This is a genomic window from Micromonospora sp. NPDC005172 (assembly GCF_040608555.1).
In the GTDB taxonomy this organism is placed as follows: Bacteria; Actinomycetota; Actinomycetes; order Mycobacteriales; family Micromonosporaceae; genus Micromonospora.
The window spans coordinates 130,053-150,990 of the sequence record NZ_JBEXIL010000006.1; the positions used below are offsets into that span (position 1 = coordinate 130,053).

At 68.0% G+C, this 20,938-nt stretch carries 13 protein-coding genes; 10 read left to right on the plus strand and 3 right to left on the minus strand.

Annotation, left to right across the window (positions count from 1 at the left end):
* Positions 1-3: 3 nt before the first annotated feature.
* The 4 genes from ABZV06_RS06295 to ABZV06_RS06310 all read left to right on the plus strand — a co-directional run bounded on the left by ABZV06_RS06295 (position 4) and on the right by ABZV06_RS06310 (position 4,844).
* Positions 4-417: a hypothetical protein gene (locus ABZV06_RS06295; protein ID WP_355240433.1), complete on the plus strand. Its 414-nt coding sequence runs from the start codon at positions 4-6 to the stop codon at positions 415-417.
* Between the two features lies 1 nt (position 418).
* A complete protein-coding gene (locus ABZV06_RS06300; RefSeq protein ID WP_355619101.1) occupies positions 419-2,059 on the plus strand; it encodes a cation acetate symporter in 1,641 nt (546 codons plus the stop codon).
* Between the two features lie 323 nt (positions 2,060-2,382).
* Complete coding sequence (locus ABZV06_RS06305) at positions 2,383-3,147, plus strand: ABC transporter ATP-binding protein (protein WP_355240427.1); 765 nt, start codon at positions 2,383-2,385, stop codon at positions 3,145-3,147.
* Positions 3,132-4,844 carry an ABC transporter permease gene (locus ABZV06_RS06310; RefSeq protein ID WP_355619104.1) on the plus strand — a complete coding sequence of 571 codons (1,713 nt, stop codon included), beginning with the start codon at positions 3,132-3,134 and terminating at the stop codon, positions 4,842-4,844. Before ABZV06_RS06305 ends, ABZV06_RS06310 begins: the two co-directional genes overlap by 16 nt.
* On the opposite strand, the gene ABZV06_RS06315 is transcribed toward ABZV06_RS06310, so the two are convergent.
* Together ABZV06_RS06315 and ABZV06_RS06320 are read right to left on the minus strand one after the other, a co-directional pair.
* Complete coding sequence (locus ABZV06_RS06315; RefSeq protein ID WP_355619107.1) at positions 4,841-5,041, minus strand: DUF397 domain-containing protein; 201 nt, start codon at positions 5,039-5,041, stop codon at positions 4,841-4,843. The genes ABZV06_RS06310 and ABZV06_RS06315 overlap by 4 nt on opposite strands.
* Positions 5,038-5,610, minus strand: coding sequence for a Scr1 family TA system antitoxin-like transcriptional regulator (locus tag ABZV06_RS06320; RefSeq protein ID WP_355619110.1), 573 nt, complete (start codon positions 5,608-5,610; stop codon positions 5,038-5,040). Before ABZV06_RS06320 ends, ABZV06_RS06315 begins: the two co-directional genes overlap by 4 nt.
* 86 nt (positions 5,611-5,696) lie before the next feature.
* Between ABZV06_RS06320 and ABZV06_RS06325 the strand changes: the two genes are divergently transcribed.
* From ABZV06_RS06325 to ABZV06_RS06350, 6 genes are all read left to right on the plus strand, one after another.
* Positions 5,697-6,449 (plus strand): flavin reductase family protein, encoded by a 753-nt coding sequence (locus tag ABZV06_RS06325; protein ID WP_355619167.1) that lies wholly within the window; start codon positions 5,697-5,699, stop codon positions 6,447-6,449.
* 175 nt (positions 6,450-6,624) lie between these two features.
* Positions 6,625-6,990, plus strand: a complete 366-nt coding sequence (locus ABZV06_RS06330; protein WP_355240415.1) for a DUF485 domain-containing protein — start codon at positions 6,625-6,627, stop codon at positions 6,988-6,990.
* Entirely contained in the window at positions 6,971-8,659 is a 1,689-nt protein-coding gene (locus ABZV06_RS06335; RefSeq protein ID WP_355240696.1) for a cation acetate symporter, read from the plus strand. The genes ABZV06_RS06330 and ABZV06_RS06335 overlap by 20 nt, the downstream gene beginning before the upstream one ends.
* 80 nt (positions 8,660-8,739) lie before the next feature.
* A complete protein-coding gene (locus ABZV06_RS06340) occupies positions 8,740-9,717 on the plus strand; it encodes an NAD-dependent epimerase/dehydratase family protein (RefSeq protein WP_355619112.1) in 978 nt (325 codons plus the stop codon).
* Between the two features lie 76 nt (positions 9,718-9,793).
* The gene (locus tag ABZV06_RS06345) at positions 9,794-11,017 is read left to right on the plus strand and encodes an LCP family protein (protein ID WP_355619115.1); all 1,224 of its coding nucleotides are present in this window, start codon (positions 9,794-9,796) and stop codon (positions 11,015-11,017) included.
* A gap of 182 nt (positions 11,018-11,199) precedes the next feature.
* On the plus strand, positions 11,200-12,459 hold the full coding sequence (locus tag ABZV06_RS06350) for an LCP family protein (RefSeq protein WP_355240406.1): 1,260 nt from the start codon (positions 11,200-11,202) through the stop codon (positions 12,457-12,459).
* 104 nt (positions 12,460-12,563) lie between these two features.
* On the opposite strand, the gene ABZV06_RS06355 is transcribed toward ABZV06_RS06350, so the two are convergent.
* Entirely contained in the window at positions 12,564-20,660 is an 8,097-nt protein-coding gene (locus tag ABZV06_RS06355) for a toxin glutamine deamidase domain-containing protein (RefSeq protein WP_355619118.1), read from the minus strand.
* Between the last annotated feature and the right edge of the window lie 278 nt (positions 20,661-20,938).

A 20,938-nucleotide genomic window follows, 5' to 3' on the forward strand; every position in this document is an offset into this window, starting at 1 on the left:
GGGGTGGCCAAGCAACTCCCTGACGTGGGGTCGGGCGGTGCGGTCCCGCCGCCCCGGCGGGCGCGGATCGTGTTGGCCGACATCACGCGGCAGGACACCCGCGCCGAGCGGACCCGCGCCGAGCTGGCCCAGCAGACCCAGGTCGGCGAGGCGCTGGTCCGTGGCCTGGTCCGGGCCCAGCTCGCGCTGGCGTTGCGGCTGTCGTTGGTGGTCGTCATCGGGCTGGGCGGGTTGCCCTGGCTGTTCGCCATCGCACCATCGCTCGGCCGGACCACGGTGGCCGGCGTCAACCTGCCGTGGCTGCTGCTCGGGGTGGCCGCGTTCCCGTTCCTGATCGCGGTGGGCTGGGCGTACGTGCGGCTGGCCGAACGCAACGAGCAGGACTTCACCGACCTGGTGCAGCGGCCGGAGCACTGACGTGGGCAACGACTACGTGGTTCCGGCCATCGTCGCGGTCACCCTGGTCACCGTCGGCATCGGCTTCTACGGGCTGCGGCTGGCCCGGACGACGTCCGACTTCCTGGTCGCCTCGCGGGCGATCAGTCCGACCTGGAACGCCGCCGCCATCGGTGGGGAGTACCTGTCGGCCGCGAGCTTCCTCGGCATCGCGGGCCTGGTCCTCAAGTACGGCGTGGACGTGCTCTGGTATCCGGTCGGCTTCGCCGCCGGCTATCTGGCTCTGCTGCTGTTCGTGGCCGCGCCGCTGCGCCGCTCCGGCGCGTTCACACTGCCCGACTTCTGCGAGTTGCGGTTGGGGTCCCGCCGCCTGCGCATCCTCGCCACCACCTTCGTGATCTTCATCGGCTGGCTCTACCTGGTGCCGCAGTTGCAGGGTGCCGGCCTCACTCTCGCCACGGTCGCCGGCTCCCCGTACCCCGTGGGTGCCCTTCTGGTCGCGGCCGTGGTCACCGCCAACGTGGCGTTGGGCGGGATGCGGGCCATCACCTTCGTCCAGGCGTTCCAGTACTGGCTCAAGTTGACCGCTCTCGCCGTACCCGTGATCTTCCTGGCGCTGCAGTGGCAGGCCGATGCCCGCCCGGCGGTGACGCCGCCGGACGGGCCGACGTTCCGGACCGCGACCACCGCCGTGGTCGAGCACCGCGCGACCCTCACCCTTGCCGATGGCGACATCCGTGAGGTACGCCCCGGCGACGAACTGTCCTTCGCGGCCGGCGACCCGGTGCCGGAGGTGTCCGGGGTGGCCACCGACGCGGCGGACTGGCTGCTGCCCAGCGCCGCCGGCTCGGACGACCGGGGCCTGTTCGGAACGTACTCGCTGATCCTGGCCACGTTCCTGGGCACGATGGGCCTGCCGCACGTGCTGGTCCGCTTCTACACCAACCCCGACGGCGCGGCGGCGCGCCGGACGACGCTCGTGGTCCTGGCACTGGTCGGCGCGTTCTACCTGCTGCCCACCCTGTACGGGGTGCTGGGCCGGATCTACACACCGCAACTGCTCGTCAGCGGGCAGACCGACGCGGTGGTGGTCCTGCTACCCGGCGCGGTCCTCGGCGACGGGCTGGCCGGGCGGCTGCTCGCCGCACTGGTCGCGGCGGGAGCGTTCGCGGCCTTCCTCTCCACCTCGTCGGGCCTGCTGACCAGCGTCGCAGGGGTGATCTCGACGGACGTCCTCGGCCGTGGCTCGGTGCGCGGCTTCCGGTTGGCGACCGTCATCGCCGGAGGCGTACCGGCGGTGCTGGCCCTGCACGTCTCCGGCCTGGACGTCTCACAGGTGGTCGGGTTGGCCTTCGCCGTCGCCGCGTCGAGCTTCTGCCCGCTGCTGGTGCTCGGCATCTGGTGGCGAGGGCTGACCGACCTGGGCGCGGCAGCCGGGGTGCTGGTCGGCGGCGGGGCGGCGATCGGCGCGGTGCTGGTGACCGTCCTCGGCCCGCCGCTGTCGGGTTGGCCCGCCACCCTCACCGCACAACCGGCCGCCTGGACGGTGCCACTGGCGTTCACCGTGATGGTCGTCGTGTCGATGGCGACCCGCCGTCGCGCACCAGCAGACGTAGCCGCCACCATGCTCCGCCTACACACCCCAGAGTCCCTACGCCTCTAACCCCCTACCTCCCCGCACCCCGCACCCCCACCCCCGCACCCGCACCCGCACCCGCACCCGCACCCGCACCCGCACCCGCGATCTTGCAGTTTCTGCGGCGACAAAGGCGACTTTCCTCGCGAACAGACAACCCAAACTGCAAGATCGGCGCGGGGAGTGCGCTCGATCCACTCGGGATTCCTGGAGTAGGGGTGTCTCGGCGCATGAGTTACCGCAATATTTCGCAACACGAGTGGATCAAGACCGGCGAGCGTCGGAGGATCATCGCGAGTCCGCCCTCTGCGGGACGGTGAAATTGGCGATCGGCGGATAACGTCGGGCCCATGACTGGTGAGCATCCCGCGCTCGTGCTGCGTGGTCTGGCAAAACGTTTCGACGGCACGGTCGCGGTTGCCGGCGTCGATCTGGACGTACCGGCCGGCTCCTTCTACGGGCTGCTCGGCCCGAACGGCGCCGGTAAGACCACCACCCTGTCGATGGCGGTCGGGCTGCTGCGCCCGGACGCCGGGTCGGCGTGGGTGCTCGGCCAGGACGTGTGGCGCGATCCGGTCGCGGCCAAGCAGTTGCTCGGCGTGATGCCCGACGGTGTACGGCTGTTCGACCGGCTCAGCGGTGCCGAACTGCTGGCGTACAACGGGCTGCTGCGGGGGATGGACCCGGCGGTGGTCGACCAGCGGGCCGCCGAACTGCTGGACGTCCTGGCGCTCGGCGACGCCGGCCGGACGCTGGTGGTGGACTACTCGGCAGGCATGAAGAAGAAGATCGGGCTGGCCTGCGCGTTGCTGCACGGCCCGCGGGTGCTGGTGCTGGACGAGCCGTTCGAAGCGGTCGACCCGGTGTCGGCCGCGCTGATCCGCGACATTCTCACCCGGTACGCGGCCGGCGGCGGCACGGTGGTCTTTTCCAGCCACGTGATGGAGGTCGTCGAGCGGTTGTGCTCGCACGTGGCGATCCTGGCCCAGGGCACCATCAAGCGGGTCGGCACGATCGCCGACGTTCGCGGGGGCCGTTCCCTGGAGCAGGTCTTCGTCGAGGTGGTCGGCGGGCGCACCGCGACCGGTGACGAGTTGTCGTGGCTGTCCAGGTGAGCGCGGCCACCGCGCCTGCCGCGCCCGCCGCTCCGGCGCGAACGGTCTCCGCGCGACACTTCGTACGGCTCAAGCTGCGGGTGATGGGCAACAACTTCCGGGGCCAGGGCTGGCGGATCGCCATGTTCGTCGGCGGGGCGCTGGTCGGCCTCTGGTTCGCGGCCAGTGGGTTCTTCCTGTTCGCCGCGCCCGGCATGACGGGCAACGGGCGGTACGCGGTGCTGGTCGCCGCTGCGGGCGGTGGCCTGCTGGTGCTCGGCTGGCTGCTGCTGCCACTCGTCTTCTTCGGGGTGGACGAGACACTGGACCCGGCCCGGTTCGCGCTGCTACCGCTGCCGCGCCGCACCCTGGTCGTCGGGTTGTTCGCCGCCGCGCTGGTCAGCGTGCCGGTGCTGGCGGCGTCGATCGCCTCGCTGGGGCTGGTGCTGACCGCGTGGGCGCTGGGCGGTTGGTCCGCCGGCCTGGTGGCCGTGCTTGGCGTACTCGCCGGGTTGTTGCTCTGTGTGGCCGCCAGCCGGGCGGTGACCAGCGCCTTCGCGAGCATGCTGCGGTCCCGCCGGGTGCGGGACCTGGCGGCCGTGCTGCTGGCGGTGACCGCCGCGCTGCTCGGCCCGTTGCAGGTGTTCGGCCTGGCGGCGCTGCGTCAGACGGACTGGAACCGACTGACCGGGCCGGCCTCGGTGCTCGGGTGGACGCCGTTCGGGGCTCCGTGGACCGCCGGTATCGACGTGGCACAGGGACGGGTGTGGGCGGCCCCGCTCAAACTGCTGATCACGGTGGCGACGATCGCTGCCCTGCTGGCCTGGTGGTCGCGGTCGTTGGAGTCGGCGATGGTCGGCTCGGCGACCGCTGGCAGGGCGCCGGCCCGACGCGAAGTCGGCGGGGGCGCGGTCGCCCAACTGTTCCCCCGGGCCACCGCCTGGGTACGGCGGGACCGGTTCGGCGCGCTTGTCGCCCGGGACGCCCGTTACTGGTGGCGGGACGCCCGCCGCCGAGCCAACCTGATCACGATCGCGGTGGTCGGCATCTTCGTGCCCGTCCTGGTCAACGTCATGGGTGGAGACTTCGCGTCCCCCGAGAACGGGGGGTTCACGGCGGCTGCCGGCGACAGCTCACCGGTCGTGGTCACCCTCTCCCTGCTCATCGTCGGCATAGTCGCCTCGGCCACCCTGGCCAACCAGTTCGGCTTCGACGGCAGCGCGTACGCCGCGAACGTCGTGGCCGGCGTCCCCGGCCGGATCGAGCTGCGCGCGCGGATGACCGCGTTCTCGCTGTACGTCCTACCGATGCTGGTGCTCGTCGCGGTGGTGCTGTCGGTGCTGCTCAGTCGACCCGCGTGGATCGGGCTCATGGTGGGCAGTCTGGTCGCCACCTACGGCGCCGGGTTGGCGGTGAACAGCTTCGTCTCGGTGCTCGGGGCATACTCGCTGCCGGAAACGAGCAACCCGTTCGGAATGAACAGCGGCGCGGGCATGGCAAAGGGTCTGCTCACCCTGTTGGCCATGGTCACCACGGCGGTCGTCGGTGTGCCGATGGTGGTGGCCGCCGCACTGCTCGGCGACGCCTGGCTCTGGCTGGCCCTCCCGTTCGGCACGGCGTACGGGCTGGGCACGGCGCTGCTCGGCGCGTACCTGGCCGGTGACGTCCTGGACCGGCGTCAGCCGGAACTACTGGCCACCGTCACGCCACGGCGCTAGTCGACCGGGCCGCGAGAGGGTCGGGCAGCGAGGAATCCGGTCCAGGCCGACGGGCTGAACGTGAGCACCGGGCCGGACCGATCCTTGCTGTCCCGCACCAGTACGACACCCGGCAGATTGTCCGCCACCTCGACGCAGTTGCCGCCGGAGTCGGTCGACCGGGTGGAGGTGCGCCAGCGCGGCTCGATCATCGTCACGGTGTCACCTTCAGCTTCCGGATCAGGTCCAATGACGCGCCTGTGGACAATGCTTCGCCGAGCAGACTATCCCATTTGCGATCAATCAACCGGAGCGTCTCGGGGTCGTCCACGACGTGTCCGCGAGCGGCATTTTCCAGGTAGAGCACCCTGTCTCCGTCGGGCAGATCGGCGAACACGAAGCCGCCACCGAATCCGACATGCTCGCCCCCGCTCAATCTGGCAAGTACGTGACCACGGTGCGTAGTAAGCCCTGGAATCCTCCCGTGTCCACGCCGCGCCGTCCAGGGTGGAGAGCGCGCGGCCCGGCCGGTGGAGGCGACGACCCGGCGGCCGGTCCTGCGTCGGGCCACCCCGGTCAGTCCCACGAGCGGGGCGGCCCTCGCATCCACTGGGAGGAGGCAGCCGTGCTCGGGTTCAATCCTGGTCGGGGCGGGGCGCGGTGGTCGTACTCGATGAGGAACGTGGCGGCGACGGCCGTGCCGGGCGCGATCGAGCCGGCACGCGGCGGCGCGTCGTGGCGTGCCCGGGAACCTCACACCCCAACGAGCGTGATGCCTGTGGGTCATCAAGATGACTCTCAGGCATCACGCTCAGAGAGGTGTTGTCTCCTGCCGGCCGCCGGAGGTGTGGGGTGAGTCGGCCGCATCTGCCGATGCGGCCGCTGTGGCGGTGCCGGGGCTGCGGCGCGCCGTGGCCCTGCCAACCGGCGCGGCTCGCGTTGCTGGCCGAGTACCGGGACGACCGCACGGCGCTGCTGTTCTACCTGGGCACGTTGATGGCGGAGGCAGGCGACCAGCTCGCCCGGCTGAACGGGCGACCGGCCGACCTGCACGCGCGCTTCCTGGGTTGGGTGCGAGGCCGGGGCGGCACAATGTTTCACGTGAATCATGAGCCGGGTGCCGAGATCCACCACACCGATCCGTTCGCGGTGCCGACCGGACAGCGGTCACCGACCCGCCGGCTGCGGGGTCGGCTCGCCGCGCCGGTCACGCTCTGGACGGCACCCGGTCCGGCGGGGCTGACGGTCTCGTCGACACTCGTCGCGGAGGGAGAGCCGGACCGGCTGCTCGGGCTGATCGATCCGGAGTCCGACCTCTGGGCCGCCGTCGAGGAGGCGGGTCGCTTCGCCGTCGCGCCGCTCGGGCCGCCACATCGGCAGCTCGCCGATCGCTTCGCCGGCCTCTTTCCCGCGCCGGGAGGGCTCTTCGCCACCGGTTCGTGGACCGACACGCCCTACGGTCCGGTGCCGTCCGACGCCGGCGGCTGGGCGGGGTGCCGGCTCGACACCGCCCGGGAGTACGGCTGGGGGCTGCTGGTGGAGGCCACCATCGAGGCCGTCGACCTGAGCGCGGACACCATGCCGCTGCTGCACTACCGGGGGCGGTATCACGAGCTGCCGGCCTGACCAGGGGCTCTCGACGCGCGACCGGTCACCGGGGTGACGTGGGTCACTCGGCGCACCCAGCCAACCGCTCGGCGCACTCGACGACCGGCGTCGATCTCGACCTTCCTTGTCGGGGAGCGTGCTCTCTACGGTGCGCGGAACTACCCCCGACGCCTGTGAAGGTGGTGATCCATAGATGTCCACGGACACACCCGCCCCGACCGCTTCCCAGCCGGACAAGTACCTGGCCGTGCAGCAGTCGGACGAGTTCGCCGGACTGCGCCGCGCGCTACGCGGCTTCGTCTTCCCGATGACCGTCGCGTTCTTCCTGTGGTACGCGCTCTACGTCATTCTCTGCGCCTATGCCCGGGACTTCATGGGCACGAAGCTGTTCGGCAGCAACATCAACGTTGCGCTGGTCTTCGGCCTGCTCCAGTTCGTCTCCACGTTCGTGATCGCCTGGCTCTACTCCCGGTACGCGGACCGGAAGATCGACCCGGTCGCCGACCGGATCCGTGCCGAGATCGGGGAGGTGACCCATGATGACGGTCCACGCGGCTGACCTGCTCCTCGCGGCCGAGGCTGGTAACCACACGGCCCGCAACCTGACCATCACGCTGTTCCTGGTGTTCGTGGCGGTGACCCTGGGCATCACCATCTGGGCCAGCCGGCAGACGAAGACGGCCACCGACTTCTACGCGGGCGGCCGGTCCTTCTCCGGATTCCAGAACGGTATGGCGATCGGTGGCGACTACATGTCGGCCGCCTCGTTCCTCGGCATCGCCGGCATCATCGCGCTCTACGGCTACGACGGCTTCCTCTACTCGATCGGCTTCCTGGTCGCCTGGCTGGTGGCCCTCCTGCTGGTCGCGGAGCTGCTGCGCAACTCGGGCCGGTACACGATGGCCGACGTGCTGGCGTTCCGGATGCGGCAGCGTCCGGTGCGTACGGCGGCGGCGGTCTCCACCATCACGGTGTCGATCTTCTATCTGCTCGCCCAGATGGTGGGCGCCGGCGCGCTGGTGGCGCTGCTGCTCGGCATCAAGCCGGGCACGACCTTCCTCGGCATGGACGCGGCCACCGCCAAGGTGGCGACCATCATCATGGTCGGCGCCCTGATGATCATCTACGTGACCGTGGGTGGCATGAAGGGCACCACGTACGTGCAGATCGTCAAGGCGTTCCTGCTGATGAGCGGCGCGCTGCTGATGACGGTGCTGGTCCTCGCCAAGTTCCACTTCAATCTGTCCGAGCTGCTCGGCGCCGCCGCGGCGGCCTCCGGCAAGGGCGACAAACTTCTGGGACCGGGCCTGCGGTACGGGGTGGAGGTCGCCGGGAACTCCACGCAGACGTTCTACAACAAGATGGACCTGCTGTCGCTCGGCATCGCGCTGGTGCTCGGCACGGCCGGCCTGCCGCACATCCTGATCCGCTTCTACACCGTGCCGACCGCCAAGGCGGCCCGCAAGAGCGTGCTCTGGGCGATCGGCATCATCGGCACCTTCTACCTGCTCACCCTGGCCCTCGGCTTCGGCGCGGCGGCGATGGTGGGTGGTCCGGCGATCATCGCGCAGGACAAGGCCGGCAACACGGCCGCGCCGCAGCTGGCCGAGGCGCTCGGCCTGGAGTTCTTCGGTGGTGAACTGGGTGGCGCGGCCCTGCTGGCGATCATCGCGGCGGTCGCCTTCGCCACCATCCTGGCCGTGGTCGCCGGGTTGACCCTGGCCTCCTCGTCCAGCCTGGCGCACGACTTCTACGCGAACGTGCTGAAGAAGGGCGAGACGTCGGAGCGCCAGGAGGTACGGGTCGCCCGGATCTCCGCCCTGGTGATCGGCGCGATCTCCATCCTGCTGTCGATCTTCGCGCAGAACCTCAACGTGGCGTTCCTCGTGGCGCTGGCCTTCGCGGTCGCCGCCTCGGGCAACCTGCCGGCGATCCTCTACAGCCTGTTCTGGCGGCGGTTCAACACCTCCGGAGCGGTGTGGGCGATCTACGGCGGTCTGGTCTCGGCCGTGGTGCTGGTGTTCTTCTCACCGGTGGTCTCGGGCGCGGCGACGTCGATGTTCCCGGACCACGACTGGCAGTGGTTCCCGCTGTCCAACCCGGGCATCCTGTCCATCCCGTTCGGGTTCCTCTGCGGGTTCGTCGGCACGCTCATCTCCAAGGAGCACGACGAGGACAAGTACGCGGAGCTGGAGGTCCGCGCCCTCACCGGCGCCGGCGCCCACTGATCGACGTACCGGCCCCCTGTTGACGCCACGCGTCAACAGGGGGCCTCTCGCTGTTCAGGAGGGTCGGTAGGCTGACCGGCATGAAGGTTGCTGAGCGCTTCGGTTCCGGTCACCGCGTTCTCGTCACCGGCGGCGCCGGTTTCGTCCCGTCGCACCTGGTCGACTCCCTGATCGCCCGGGGCTGCACGGTGGTGGCCCTGGACAACTTCGTCACCGGGTCCAAGGAGAACGTCGCCCACCTGCTGGACCGGCCAACCTTCACCCTGGTCGAAGCCGACCTCTCCGACGGCCTGCCGACGCACCACCCGGCGCTGGCCGGGCGCTTCGACGCGATCCTGCACATGGCCTCGCCGGCCAGCCCCACCGACTTCGCCCAACTGCCGGTGGAGATCCTCCGGGTCGGTTCGGTGGGCACCCTGCACCTGCTGGAGCGGGCGGTCGCCGACGGTGCCCGGTTCCTGATGGCCTCCACCTCCGAGGCGTACGGGGACCCGAAGGAGCACCCGCAGCGCGAGACCTACTGGGGCAACGTCAACCCCATCGGCGTCCGTAGCGTCTACGACGAGGCCAAGCGCTTCTCCGAGGCGGCCACGATGGCGTACCACCGGTACCGGGGGCTGGACGCCGCGATCGTGCGGATCTTCAACACGTACGGCCCGCGGATGCGCCCGGACGACGGTCGCGCCATCCCCACCTTCATCTCCCAGGCGCTGCGCGGCGAGCCGATCACCGTGCACGGCACCGGCAATCAGACCCGGTCGATCTGCTTCGTCGAGGACCTGGTGCGGGGCATCCTGCTGCTGCTCGACTCGACCGAGACCGGCCCGGTCAACTGCGGCACCGAACACGAGATGTCCATGCGTCAACTCGCCGAGTTGATCGTGTCGCTCTCCGACAGCAGCTCGCAGGTGACGTACATCACGCGCAGTTCGGACGACCCGGAGATGCGCCGTCCCGATCTGACTCTCGCCCGTGAACTGCTCGGATACGAGCCGACGGTGACGCCCGAAGACGGCCTGCGACGCACGATCGAGTACTTCCGGGCGCGGCTAGGGTAACCAGCTCCCGGCAGGCCGCCGATCGCTGAGTGTCACCTGAGGGCGGTAGTGGCTCCCGCTACGTACCCTGAGTTGCATGTCAGCGACCCCTGCCGGCGTTCCTCACCCGCATCTGCACCGCAGCGCCGGGCGCGCCTCGGTGCCCGGCCCCGACCGGGGCGCCTCCGGACGTGCGCGTCCGACAGAGGCGCGCTGGTATCCGTCGTACGACGAGCAGCAGCCCGGCCCGGGCGGGCCGTCGGGGCCCACGGGACCTGGCGGGCCCGGTGGCGCCGGCGGGCCGGGACGGCGTGGCCCCCGGCCGCGGTGGGGCCGGATCGGGCTGGTGGCCGGTGTCGCGGTGCTGGTGCTGGCGCTGCTCGGCGGTCTGGGCGCGTGGCTGTACGCGCGCAACCTCAACAACGATCTTGCCCGCACCGACCCGTTCGCGCAGATCACCGGCGGTCGGCCGGCGAAGCCCGTCGACGGCGCGTTGAACATCCTGCTGGTCGGCAGCGACTCCCGGGACCCGGACGCGCCGGTCGACTCCAAGAGCCAGTGGCGGGCCGACACGATCATCGTGATGCACATTCCGGCCGACCACCAGCAGGCGTACCTGGTCTCCATCCCGCGCGACCTGTACGTGCCGATCCCGGAGAGCGCCGGCGCGGACTGCGGCTCCGGCCAGCGCGCGAAGATCAACGCGGCGTTCGCCTTCGGTGGTCTGCCGTTGGCGGTCCGCACCGTGGAGTGCTTCACCGACGTCCGGATCGACCACGTGATGGCGATCGACTTCGGCGGCTTCAAGGAGGTCACCGACGCCCTCGGCGGCGTGGACCTGAAGGTGGAGCGGACGATCACCTCGATCCACAAGCCGTACCGGACGTTCACCAAGGGCACCAACCACATGGACGGCTCGGAGGCGCTGGACTGGATCCGGCAGCGTAAGCAGTTCCCCGAGGGTGACTTCGCCCGGATGCGGCACCAGCAGGAGTTCCTGCGGGCGCTGATGGACAAGGCGGCGAGCACCGGCACGCTGGCGAACCCGAAGAAGCTCAACGACTTCCTCAAATCGGTGACCGCGGCGGTGACCGTCGACCAGGACTTCTCGTTGACCGATATGGCGGTGCAGTTCCGCAACCTGCGGGGTGAGAACCTCACGTTCCTGACCAGCCCGAACTCGGGCAGCGACACGATCAACGGCGAGTCGGTGGTGGTCTCGAACCGGGAGAAGGCACTGGCGATGTACCAGGCGATGTCGGCCGACACCATGGCGGACTGGGTGAAGGCCAACCCGCCGAAGAGCACCGACGGCGGCTGAGCACCGGGGCGGCACGGGCGGTCGGCCGGACGCGAGACGGACTCACCGTTTCGGCCATCGAGTGGAGCCGATCGCCCGGTTGACTGAGCCTGTCGTCCTGATTGAGTGCAGATGAACTCGCAAAGTCGAATTGATGTCCGTACAGTGGTGCCGCCCCCTCCTGATCACGAGCTGGAGCACGAATGCCGGTTCAGGCCAGCCGTCGCCCTCCGTCCACCAGGTCCGCCGCGCCGAGCGGCCGGATCGCCGCGTCCATACCGGTGCAGCCAGGCCCGTCCGGCGGTGGTCCGGGCGGTCGTCCGCCGGGTGGTGGCGACAAGCGGACAGGCGGCAAGGGGCCGTCGAAGAAGCGTCCCCGGCGCAAGGACCCGCTCTGGGCCCGCCTGACCGTGATCTTCGGTGCGGTGCTGATGCTCAGCAGCGGGGTGGCCATCGTCGGCACGAAGGTGCTGATCGGTCAGGCCACCGGCGACATCGCCCAGCGCAACCTGCTCGGCGACGCCAGCAAGTCCGACGCCGAGGGTGGCGCGAGCCTGGACGGCCCGATCGACATGCTGCTGCTGGGCGTGGACGCCCGGGAGCGGTGGGCCGCCGACGACGTCCGGTCGGACAGCATCATCATCCTGCACATCCCGGCCTCGCACGACCAGGCGTACCTGATCTCGATCCCCCGGGACACCGAGGCGCAGATCCCGCCCTTCAAGAAGAGCGGCTTCGCCGGCGGCACCGACAAGATCAACGCCGCGTTCCAGGCCGGCGCCCGCAACGGTGGCGGCTGGGAGGGTGGCGCCCAGCTGATGGCCCAGACGATCAAGCGCCTCACCGGCGTCAGCTTCGACGGCGCGGCGATCATCAACTTCGGTGGCTTCAAGAACGTCATCGACACGCTGGGCACGGTCAAGATCTGCGTCAGCCACGAGGTCAAGTCGAAGCACATGTCGTTCGTCGACGGCAAGCCGATGTGGAACGCCGACGCCAAGAAGACCGGCAAGTCGATGACCCCGGTGGTGCACAAGAAGGGCTGCCAGGAGATGGAGGGCTGGGCCGCCCTCGACTACGCCCGGCAGCGCTACGGCCTCCCCGGCGGCGACTACGACCGGCAGCAGAACCAGCAGCAGCTGATCAAGGCGATGGCCCGCAAGGCCACCGACGGCGGCATGCTGACCAACCCGGCCAAGATGAACTCGTTGATCAAGGCGGCCGGCAAGGCCTTCGTCCTGGACACCGGCGGCGTGCCGATCGAGGACTTCATCTTCACCATGCGTGGGGTCACCGCGAACGAGCTGACGATGCTGAAGACCAACAACGGCAGCTTCAACGGCAACAGCAACAACCGTGAGGCGTTGAACGCGGAGACCATGCAGATGTTCGAGGCGGTCAAGCAGGACAAGCTCGCCGAGTTCGTCTTCAACCACCCCGAGGTGATCTCCGGCCGCAAGTGACGGTGGCGCGGCTCTCACGCAACACACCCAGCAGGGGGTCCTCGATACGGAACGAGGACCCCCTCTGCGCGAGTTCGACCCGGAGGCTCGGGTTCAGGGCTTGGTCAGCAGTTGAGCACGCCTTGGGCGAGTTGCAGGAGGTGATCGGCTGTTGGCTGTTCGGGCATGTTCTGCATGGTGGGGAACTCACGCAGGTTGGTGATCGCGTCGACCCAGTGTTGTTTCTGTTCGATGGTGAGTCGGTCGCGGTTGCGTTCGATGAAGGTGTTGGCGTCGGTGAACCGTCCTGCCTTGATGTCGCCGATGACGGTGAGCACGGATGCGCTGATGTCGGTGGTGCCGACCGCGGTGACCATGGCGGCCAAGCGTCCGGTGCTGAGGCCGCCGTCGAGGTCGGCGTCGAGCAGTCCGACGGTGTCGAGGTTGCCCACGGCGGTGAGCAGTGTTGTGGGCTGGTCCGCCGGGTCGGCCAGGGCGTAGTCGAAGACGATGTCGGCGTGGCCTGTCGCGCCGAATTCGAGGACCGGCGCGTAGCGGCTCAGGTCCGGCTGGTCGGGTACCCGTTCGATCATCTGCTCGACGCGGGCGAGGTTGTCGCGCATCTGCTCAGGTGACCAGCGTTGCCGAGCGGTGTCGAAGACACGGCGGGCGGTGGCGAGGTCAGCGGCCCAGATCAGCTCACCGAGGGTGTCCTCGACCCGCGCGACCGCCGAGGTGGGACGGGAGAGTGTGACAGCGCTGCGCAGGACATCCGCGGTGATCCCCGGCCAGAGATGCACGGAGGCGGCCGTACGCTCGTCTCTCCGGGAGGCGGTTGCCTTCCAGTACATGTCGAGACCGATACCCGCATTGTCGGGCCGTTGCGTGGTCGGGTGCAGGATCGTGGCACCGTACTGCTGCACCACGGTCAGCAACTCGCTGGTGATCATGGCGCGGGCGACCACCACCGGTAGTCGGTCGCGTTGAGCGAGCTGCTCGAGCATGTAGTTCAACCCGGCGACGTCGGACGCGAGCGCGGGCTTGCCGGGATGCGGGGCGCCGAGCACGACCACGGGGTGATCGACATTGGCCACCTGCGCCAAGTCCATGATCATCTTGCGCAGCGCAGGCGCGGCAGACTCGCCGATCACGTACACGTTAGGGTGCTGCTCGGTGACCCCATCGGACAACCGCACCGACCAACTCGGCGGTAGGGTGACCGCGGCAATCCCGTCAAACGGATAGACGGCGCGTTCGCTCAAATGGGCCACTCCGTCATCGTCGACGAAACCGTCGATCTCGTCGTTCACGACGTCCCAACCGTCGTCATAGTCGGGAGTGAACAGCACCCAACTCTCGCCCCCAACGGTGAACAGCTGCCTCTGGCCGCCGGGCGGCTCAACGAACAGATCCCTGGTCGGCGCGACAACGTCTCGTCCGAGGGCCGTGGCGAGCTGGCGGGCGAACCCGTCCGGCAGCTCACCGGCCCTGCAGGAGAGCAACGCCACCGGCGCGCCCGGTGGGAGCCGCCGATCCAGCAATGGTGCCAACTGCTCGGCGGTCAGACGCACCTCCCGCACCGAGCCGCCATCCATTGGCGTCGAGGCAGCAGCATCCTGCCCCACACCATCCAGATCGCGCACCGGCACCCGGACCGTCCCGTTCACTGCCGGGTGAACCACCACCGGCACACTGGCACCCTCGCCGAGAAGCTCAATGTCGCCGACCTGCGCCAATTCATGATCAGGCAACAGAGCCCAGCCACCACGAGCGCCTGGCAAGGGCTGCCACATGACCGGCTGCGCGTCATCACCCAGCCATGAGCCATCCCCGACCGAGTCCACACGGGGCACCCCCGCCAGATCCCCCTGCGACAGTTGCGGTTGCTCCGAACCGAGGAGGAGACCGAGGCGCCGGCCGGTAGTCGTACCGGCGACCGGAGCCGAAGGCACAGGACCGATGGTCCGTAGTTCGCCTAACACCGACTCCAATTCCTGCGGGCCGAATACCCTACCGAGAGGCCGGGCAATCGGGAAACCGTCGGCATTGCGGGTGAGCAACTCCCATCCGCTCGCCGACAGCCATCCTCCTCCCCCGGATATCGCCTGGACCGACCACTGATTGCCCCTCGGCTGGACCACCGACACACCAAGAGTCCTGGGCAACATCCCGAGATGGTCGACCGGTGTCCTTGCGAGTGCGATCACGACCCCGTGGGCAATGGCCGGCGTCCCAGCACCGGCTGGCTTCCATTGTTCCAGCAAGCTTGAAAGCGCAACGGGGTTCGCAGGTCGGAATTCCCCGATCATTGGCTGGTAGACGAAGGTGGGTTGACGCATATTGCGCTCGGCGATCGGCGAAAGCATTTGCCACTCGCGTTGGTCAGGTATCTGCCTCGGAAAGAAGAGACCGTCGCGGTAACTCTGGCGCACCGTGATCGGCATCTGCCAGGCGGTACGCCGCCATAACTCTCTCACGCGCAGGCGGGCTGCCGTCGCTTCGGCCGGCAGCAACTCCAGTATTCGCTCCAGGGCAGCTGCGTCTTCTGAATTATCCAGGTCCCAGCGTAGGAAGTGTTCACCCAGTGCCGAATACTGAGGAACACGATTGGAAGGCCCGGTGGCTCTGTCCGCCAAGGCACGGCTGAGTTCGGTGCGCAGCTGCACTCCACCGAGACTCAGATCGCCGTCGAAGATTCTGACCTCAATGTGGTCGTCCTTGCCGGGCCGATTCGCCGCGTGGGCATCGGAAAGCGGCGTAGCGTTGAGAGCGATGTCGCGGTTGTTGACCCCGCCGTCGCGGCGAAGGTCAAAGTAGGGCCACACGGGTTGCTCGTTGAACCGCGCGGGTGGGGCGAGCGGCGCGGCGTAAAGTGTGCCGCGGTGCAGGCGCTGGCCTGGCATGGTGGCCAGCCGGTACAGGATATCCTGGTGCCCCCGAAATGCGTCGATCAGCCGTTGCATGACAGCCACGTCGCGTTGGTAATCTCCAACGCCGAGGTGCACGTGGCCCCCGACCTTGGCGCTCGACCTCCCGCCGTGGCGGCGGATCACGGCGAGCGCCAATGCGACATCGCGCCAGAGTCGCGAGCGCTCTTCATCGGAAGCTTGCTGGTACGGAAGGATCGGCGACACCAATTCACCAGAAACAGAGCCGTCCAATTCGAGATTCCAGCCGGACCGTCGCGAATTGTAGCCCTCGTCTCGCGCAGAGTGTGCGTCCCTGACAAGCGATTGCTTAGTCAATCCCAAGGTACGCAGGTCATTGACCATCCGGCCTCGACGTACGGCAACCTCCTGCTCAGGCATCCCAGGCGCTAAGGCGAATTCCAACTCCAGCCCGAATGACCTGATCGACTCACCGGCCGGTCGCTCCAGCGAGGCAGGCAACGTCGAATCGCGAACCATCCACCAGACAAGCTCATCCTCGGTGGGCAGGAATCGCGGGTCGTCCATGTCCCGACCCAGAAGTCCCCAGGGGTCCGTTGTGTAGTGGCGGGGTTCAGTCGGCCGTTGCGCGCCGACCGACACCCATTGCCCGGGCTTCCTCTGGCTGTTCACAGCCGCCAGATCGCCCTGAAACAGCGCCACTCTGTTGCCGGGCGCCGGCACGAACGCCTCCCGGCCGGTATCGCGGAACGCGCGGCGAAGCTGGTCTAGCACCGCCTCACCAGCCTCGCCGTGAGGTGTGTTGATGATGATCCGCACCGGCCTGCGAGGCTTGTTACGTCCTCCGGGGAGGAAACCCAGCCGCCGCTCGTTACGCGTCATCTCGTCGATTGGCCCTACGTCCACCCCACTGTCCGTGAATCGAAGGAAGAGCGTCCGCACGTCGGGCCGTGCGTCCGCCACCGCCTGGAGAGAGACCGAACCATCAGCCGCCGCCAGCCCGAGCACGTGTCCACGCATCGGATTCGGGCGCGCCCGTTGATCTGCGAGCGACTGCGGTGCTGTCGAACTACTGCCCGTCAGCTGCGCCTGTTGTGGCCCCAGGGTCGGCTGCCTGGCACCGAACAGTTGGTGGTCGTACTGTCGATCCACGCCTCGCCGTGATCCGCCGAGCATCCGATCGGACAGACCGCCGGAGAGGATGCGTTCAGCCACGGCGCTGACGATCCCGCCGACATCGGTCTGTCGTATCGGATGCGCGTCGCGGGCGTCGAGAATCACCGCGGCCGAGGCATTGCGGTTGTACCGGACCAGCAGCTCATTGACGCTGACAACCAGGTGCTGGTCCGCACTGGACGGGTCCGCCGCAGGCATCCGTCGCGCGGGTAGCAACCGGACCGTGACTGCGTGCTGGTCCACGCCAGCACCCGAGGTCGCGTCCGTCGTCGCCGAAGGCGTCTGCGGTCCACGGCGGACAACGTCGACGGTGACCGTGTCTCGGTGTAGACCGAGCTCCGCGAGGCCCCGCCGGATGAGGGGCATCAAATGATCAAGTACCGCTTGAACACGAAGAGCCGGGGACGGCGCGGCGGCGTTGCCGGCATCTGGCGTAGTCCTGCTCCAGCCACCGTCGACCTGAACGTCGATTGGACCGCTCCGACGCGCGGCGGCGACGGTTCGGGCGGAAAGGGTGGCCAATAGGTCTCGGGTAGCGGCGTCCAGGTAGGCACCGTCTCCTGAGGGGTCCGACTGCACCGACACGATCACCGGAGGGACGTCCACGGCCTGCGACGTGAGCGTCGACGGCGCGATGTCGTGCGACAGCGGAATGAGCGCCAGACCGGTCGTGTCCAGGGGCAGCCGCCCCAGACGACCCGTTTGGGGGTCGACGACGGCGACTCCGCGCCCATCGCGGATGCCGACGAACACGTGGCTGACCTGACTCTCAGGTCGGCGCACGGCGATCAGCGCCCGCGACTCGGGGGCAGCCGCCCGCAGTGCCTCCACGGCCGCCTCAATGGTCGGAATTTCGTACACCCGGTGCTGATCATCGGCCAGATCCAGCACCTGCTGCTGATAGTTGAGCAGGTCGCCGCCGTCCAACGGCTCGGTGGTGGCCGTCTCATAGACCCGCCCCTCGCGCAACGAGAGGTCCAGGGAGAGCGCGGCCATGATGCAGTTGGTCGCGTACTCGCCGCCGGCGGCACGACCCGGGTTGATCTGTCCAAGCCAGGGGTACGCCGTGCGCAGTGACTCGTTGGTGTAGTCCGACGGCACTTCCCGTGTCTCGACGTCGGCGCCCGCAGAGCCGAAACGTGTGGTTCGCATGTCCCACGCCCGCGTCTGAGTGGTTTGTTGCTCCGCCGGAGGCTCCAGCCACAACACCACGGTGCGCTGGTTGGCGGCGGCCGCAGCGCGTTGCGCGGGGTGCGGGCTTCCGCTGACACCATCGCCTCTGCCCTGGTGCTGGACGGTGATCAATGAGCGCGCCAGGCCTACGCCGTCCAGGTGCTCTCGCGCGGACGCCGCGAGAGCTTCGGCCACGGCTTTCGCCCGTTGCGCTCCGGCGTCGCTTCCGCTTTTGTTCCCGCCGCCCTCCACGAGGACATTCGCTGAAGCGCCGCTGGCGACAATTCGCTGCACGATCCGCCGCGCGATCTCTTCCACCTGGGAACGATGATCACCGATCAGCTCACTGCTGCGTCGCTTGAACGGGAACGAGCCGGTGATGTGTTGATCATTATCGGCTGCAGTCTGGGCGGCTGCCGTGGAACGGGCAACGTGACGGATATGCGTTTCCAAGCGGCTGAGATACTGCTCGATATCAGCCACACCGCTATATCCGCTGCGCCCGTAGGCGCGGAGTTCCATCAAAATGAGGCGATCACCGGCGCGGGCCAAGTCCGCCGCGCTGACATGGGTGCGAATGCCGAGAACCTTGTCCTGAGTGAGCTCGGGATTACGCGGCGACGGCGGAAGTAGCACGTTGTCGATAAGACTACCCAGACTATAGGTGTCATCCGCTCCCAGCACGGTTCGGCTGAAGAGGCGGCCACCTTCGGTCTGGCTCAGATACAGTCGAATTTGGGGAAACGCTGACAAGGCGTGCGCGGTGAGCTGGTTCCTCACACGGCTCGCATTTGCCTGCACCCAGTCCTGCGCCCGTTCGGAAAGTAGACCCCGGATGGCCGTCAGGGAAGTTCGGGAGGCCGCCAGCAAATAATTTTTGACCAACTGCCGCCGAGATTCCGCATACTGTTCGGAGAGGTCCAGTATGGGAGCGAGAACGTGCGTGTACGCCAGGGCCGACAGACCGCGAAGCTCCATTATGTCACGCGCCAACGAAGAATCGCTGACCTGCGTCCAGTTACCGGTCGCGTTGGGGGCGCTCATAGCCGCTCGGTAGAGCGCCGACACCTGATCGGCGAAGCCAAGCGCCGCCCCGACTAGCGCCTTGCGGCTTATATCCCAGGTGTGCTGCTCACCAAATTTCAGCAACTGATACACGCCCGCCAGCGGAACACCTACTGTGTACTGCATATACATGTTGCTTAGTGGATCATCCGAACCGTCGATAAAACTTTGAGTGCCTCTTAAATTGTAGACGTCGAGAACGTCGCTATCTACGGCCTGGAATCCGTTGCTCTCACTGAACAACGTCTTCAGCCTGGGGTACCCCTTAACGTCAGCCATCCGCTGCAACGTCCGCGTAAAATCGCGCCACACCTCGTCGCGTCGCCGGTGGCGAGTCTCTCCGTCGAGAACGTTGTACGGCTTTGACACCAACTCGATGATGGTGTTGGAGCCAGAGGACTCAAGGTGGATGTCGAAATTGGGCGAGGTCGCAATCTCCTGAACGCCTTCGTCTTTGACTAGCCTGACCGGAGCAGAGGTCCGGTACGCTGTTTCCGCTTCAAATCCGATGGCGCCGGCGCGGCGGTCGGGTGACAACACGGTGAGCGGATGTTCGTTCGGGACTTCGATGTTGTCGGTGAGGGGCAGGAAGGCGACATCGGTGATCACCTGCGGGGGCCGGGCGGGGCCGCCGCGCTGACCGTCGAGGAATCTGACGCCGTACGGACCGTGCACCACGTTGAAGGCGTGTGGCGCGCGGGCGTCCTCGCCGTAGATCAGCACGAGGCCACGGGCACCCCGCGGGGCGGCGGCCATCAGGTCGTGGACGGCTTCGAGGCTCCCGGACGAGTAGGCCCGGCTTTCCCCGTCGGGCAAGCCAAGCCTCTGCGCCTGATAGTTCGCCAGGTAGGTCTCCGGCAGTCCCCGATCTTTCGGTCCGGTCGCGGTGTCCACGCCGCTGGCCTGGTGACCATGGCCGTCGATCAGCGACAGATCGACGGCGATCGTGGTGATCACGCAGTTCAGCGTGAAGGCGTCAGCAGTCGGAGCCGCCTCCCGCTCAGGATTGACGCTTCTCAGCCAGGGATACGCCAGCGCGGAACCGTCGACCAGGGCGGTCGCCTTCTCCGACACGTCCGCGTGGGCAATGCTCAGCGCGGCCGGACGCCGAGGCAGAGTCGCGGCCCGCACGCCCGACGAGGTGTCGTGCAGGAGCCCGACGCCGCCGGGAAACCGCAGTGCCAGCACGGTCGTGGCGGTATCCGCGCCAGGCGCATCGACGGTGACCAGCCTGGCCTCGCCGAGCTCCAGGGCCGCCAGTGCCCGCCACAGCCCGATCACCCCGCCCTGCACGAGCGACGCATCCTCGGTCGAGGCGGCCAGTTCCTCGACACCAGCGATCCCGCCGACCTGGTCGGTGAGGGTGTCGAGCATCAACGGTGGTATACCCAACTCGACCTTGTCGGCATCGATAAATCGGACCTGGCTGGGCATCGGTGGGCCGATCAGCAGCTGCGACAGGCTGGCGTCGAGCTCACGGCGAGTCGCCGAATGTTGGGTGAGTAGGTGCGACTCCGGCAACACCAGTACGTAATCCGCAACGGCCGGGGTCTGCGCGGAGCTCCCTTGAGCGTCGATCGCCAATATCCGCTCGTCTTCCTCCCCGGCGAGCGTGTTGTCAGGAACAAGAACGGGCAGGCCCAGTGCATTTGCACGAGCGAACGCACCGGCCTTGTCGAGTCCCACGGCGACCGACAGCGCCGACCCGTCCACCATCCGTGCCAGCACGCCCGGCGGTTGCGCCAACAGCATGTCCCGGACCGCTGCGGAGTTGACCGATTCCTGTGCCACGTGCAGCAGGTGCGCGCCGGGCACTGACTGGGCGTCGAACACCTCGGGCGGCACCGAGCCCTGTTCCAGGCTCACGTACATGCCCTGCGGTAGCCACGTGGCCACGAATTCGCGACACTCGAGCGCCATCGTTACTCCTGCTTGCCCATATGTGAAGGAACGGCCGGCCGATCCTCGACGGCCACCAAACCCTGCGCCACCCAGAGGCAGTTGACAGATTCGTAGCCACCGTTACTGAGAGTAAGCCGAAGGTCCAGACGAACAGTTGATTCATCAATATGATCGGTTACGCTCTGTGATCGGCGTACTGCCGCAGGACCAAAGTGTTCTGCCGTGCTGCCTTAGATCTGCGCGTATTCGCCATCGACTACGGCAGGGAAAGTAACCGAGAGTTTTCACCCAGCCGC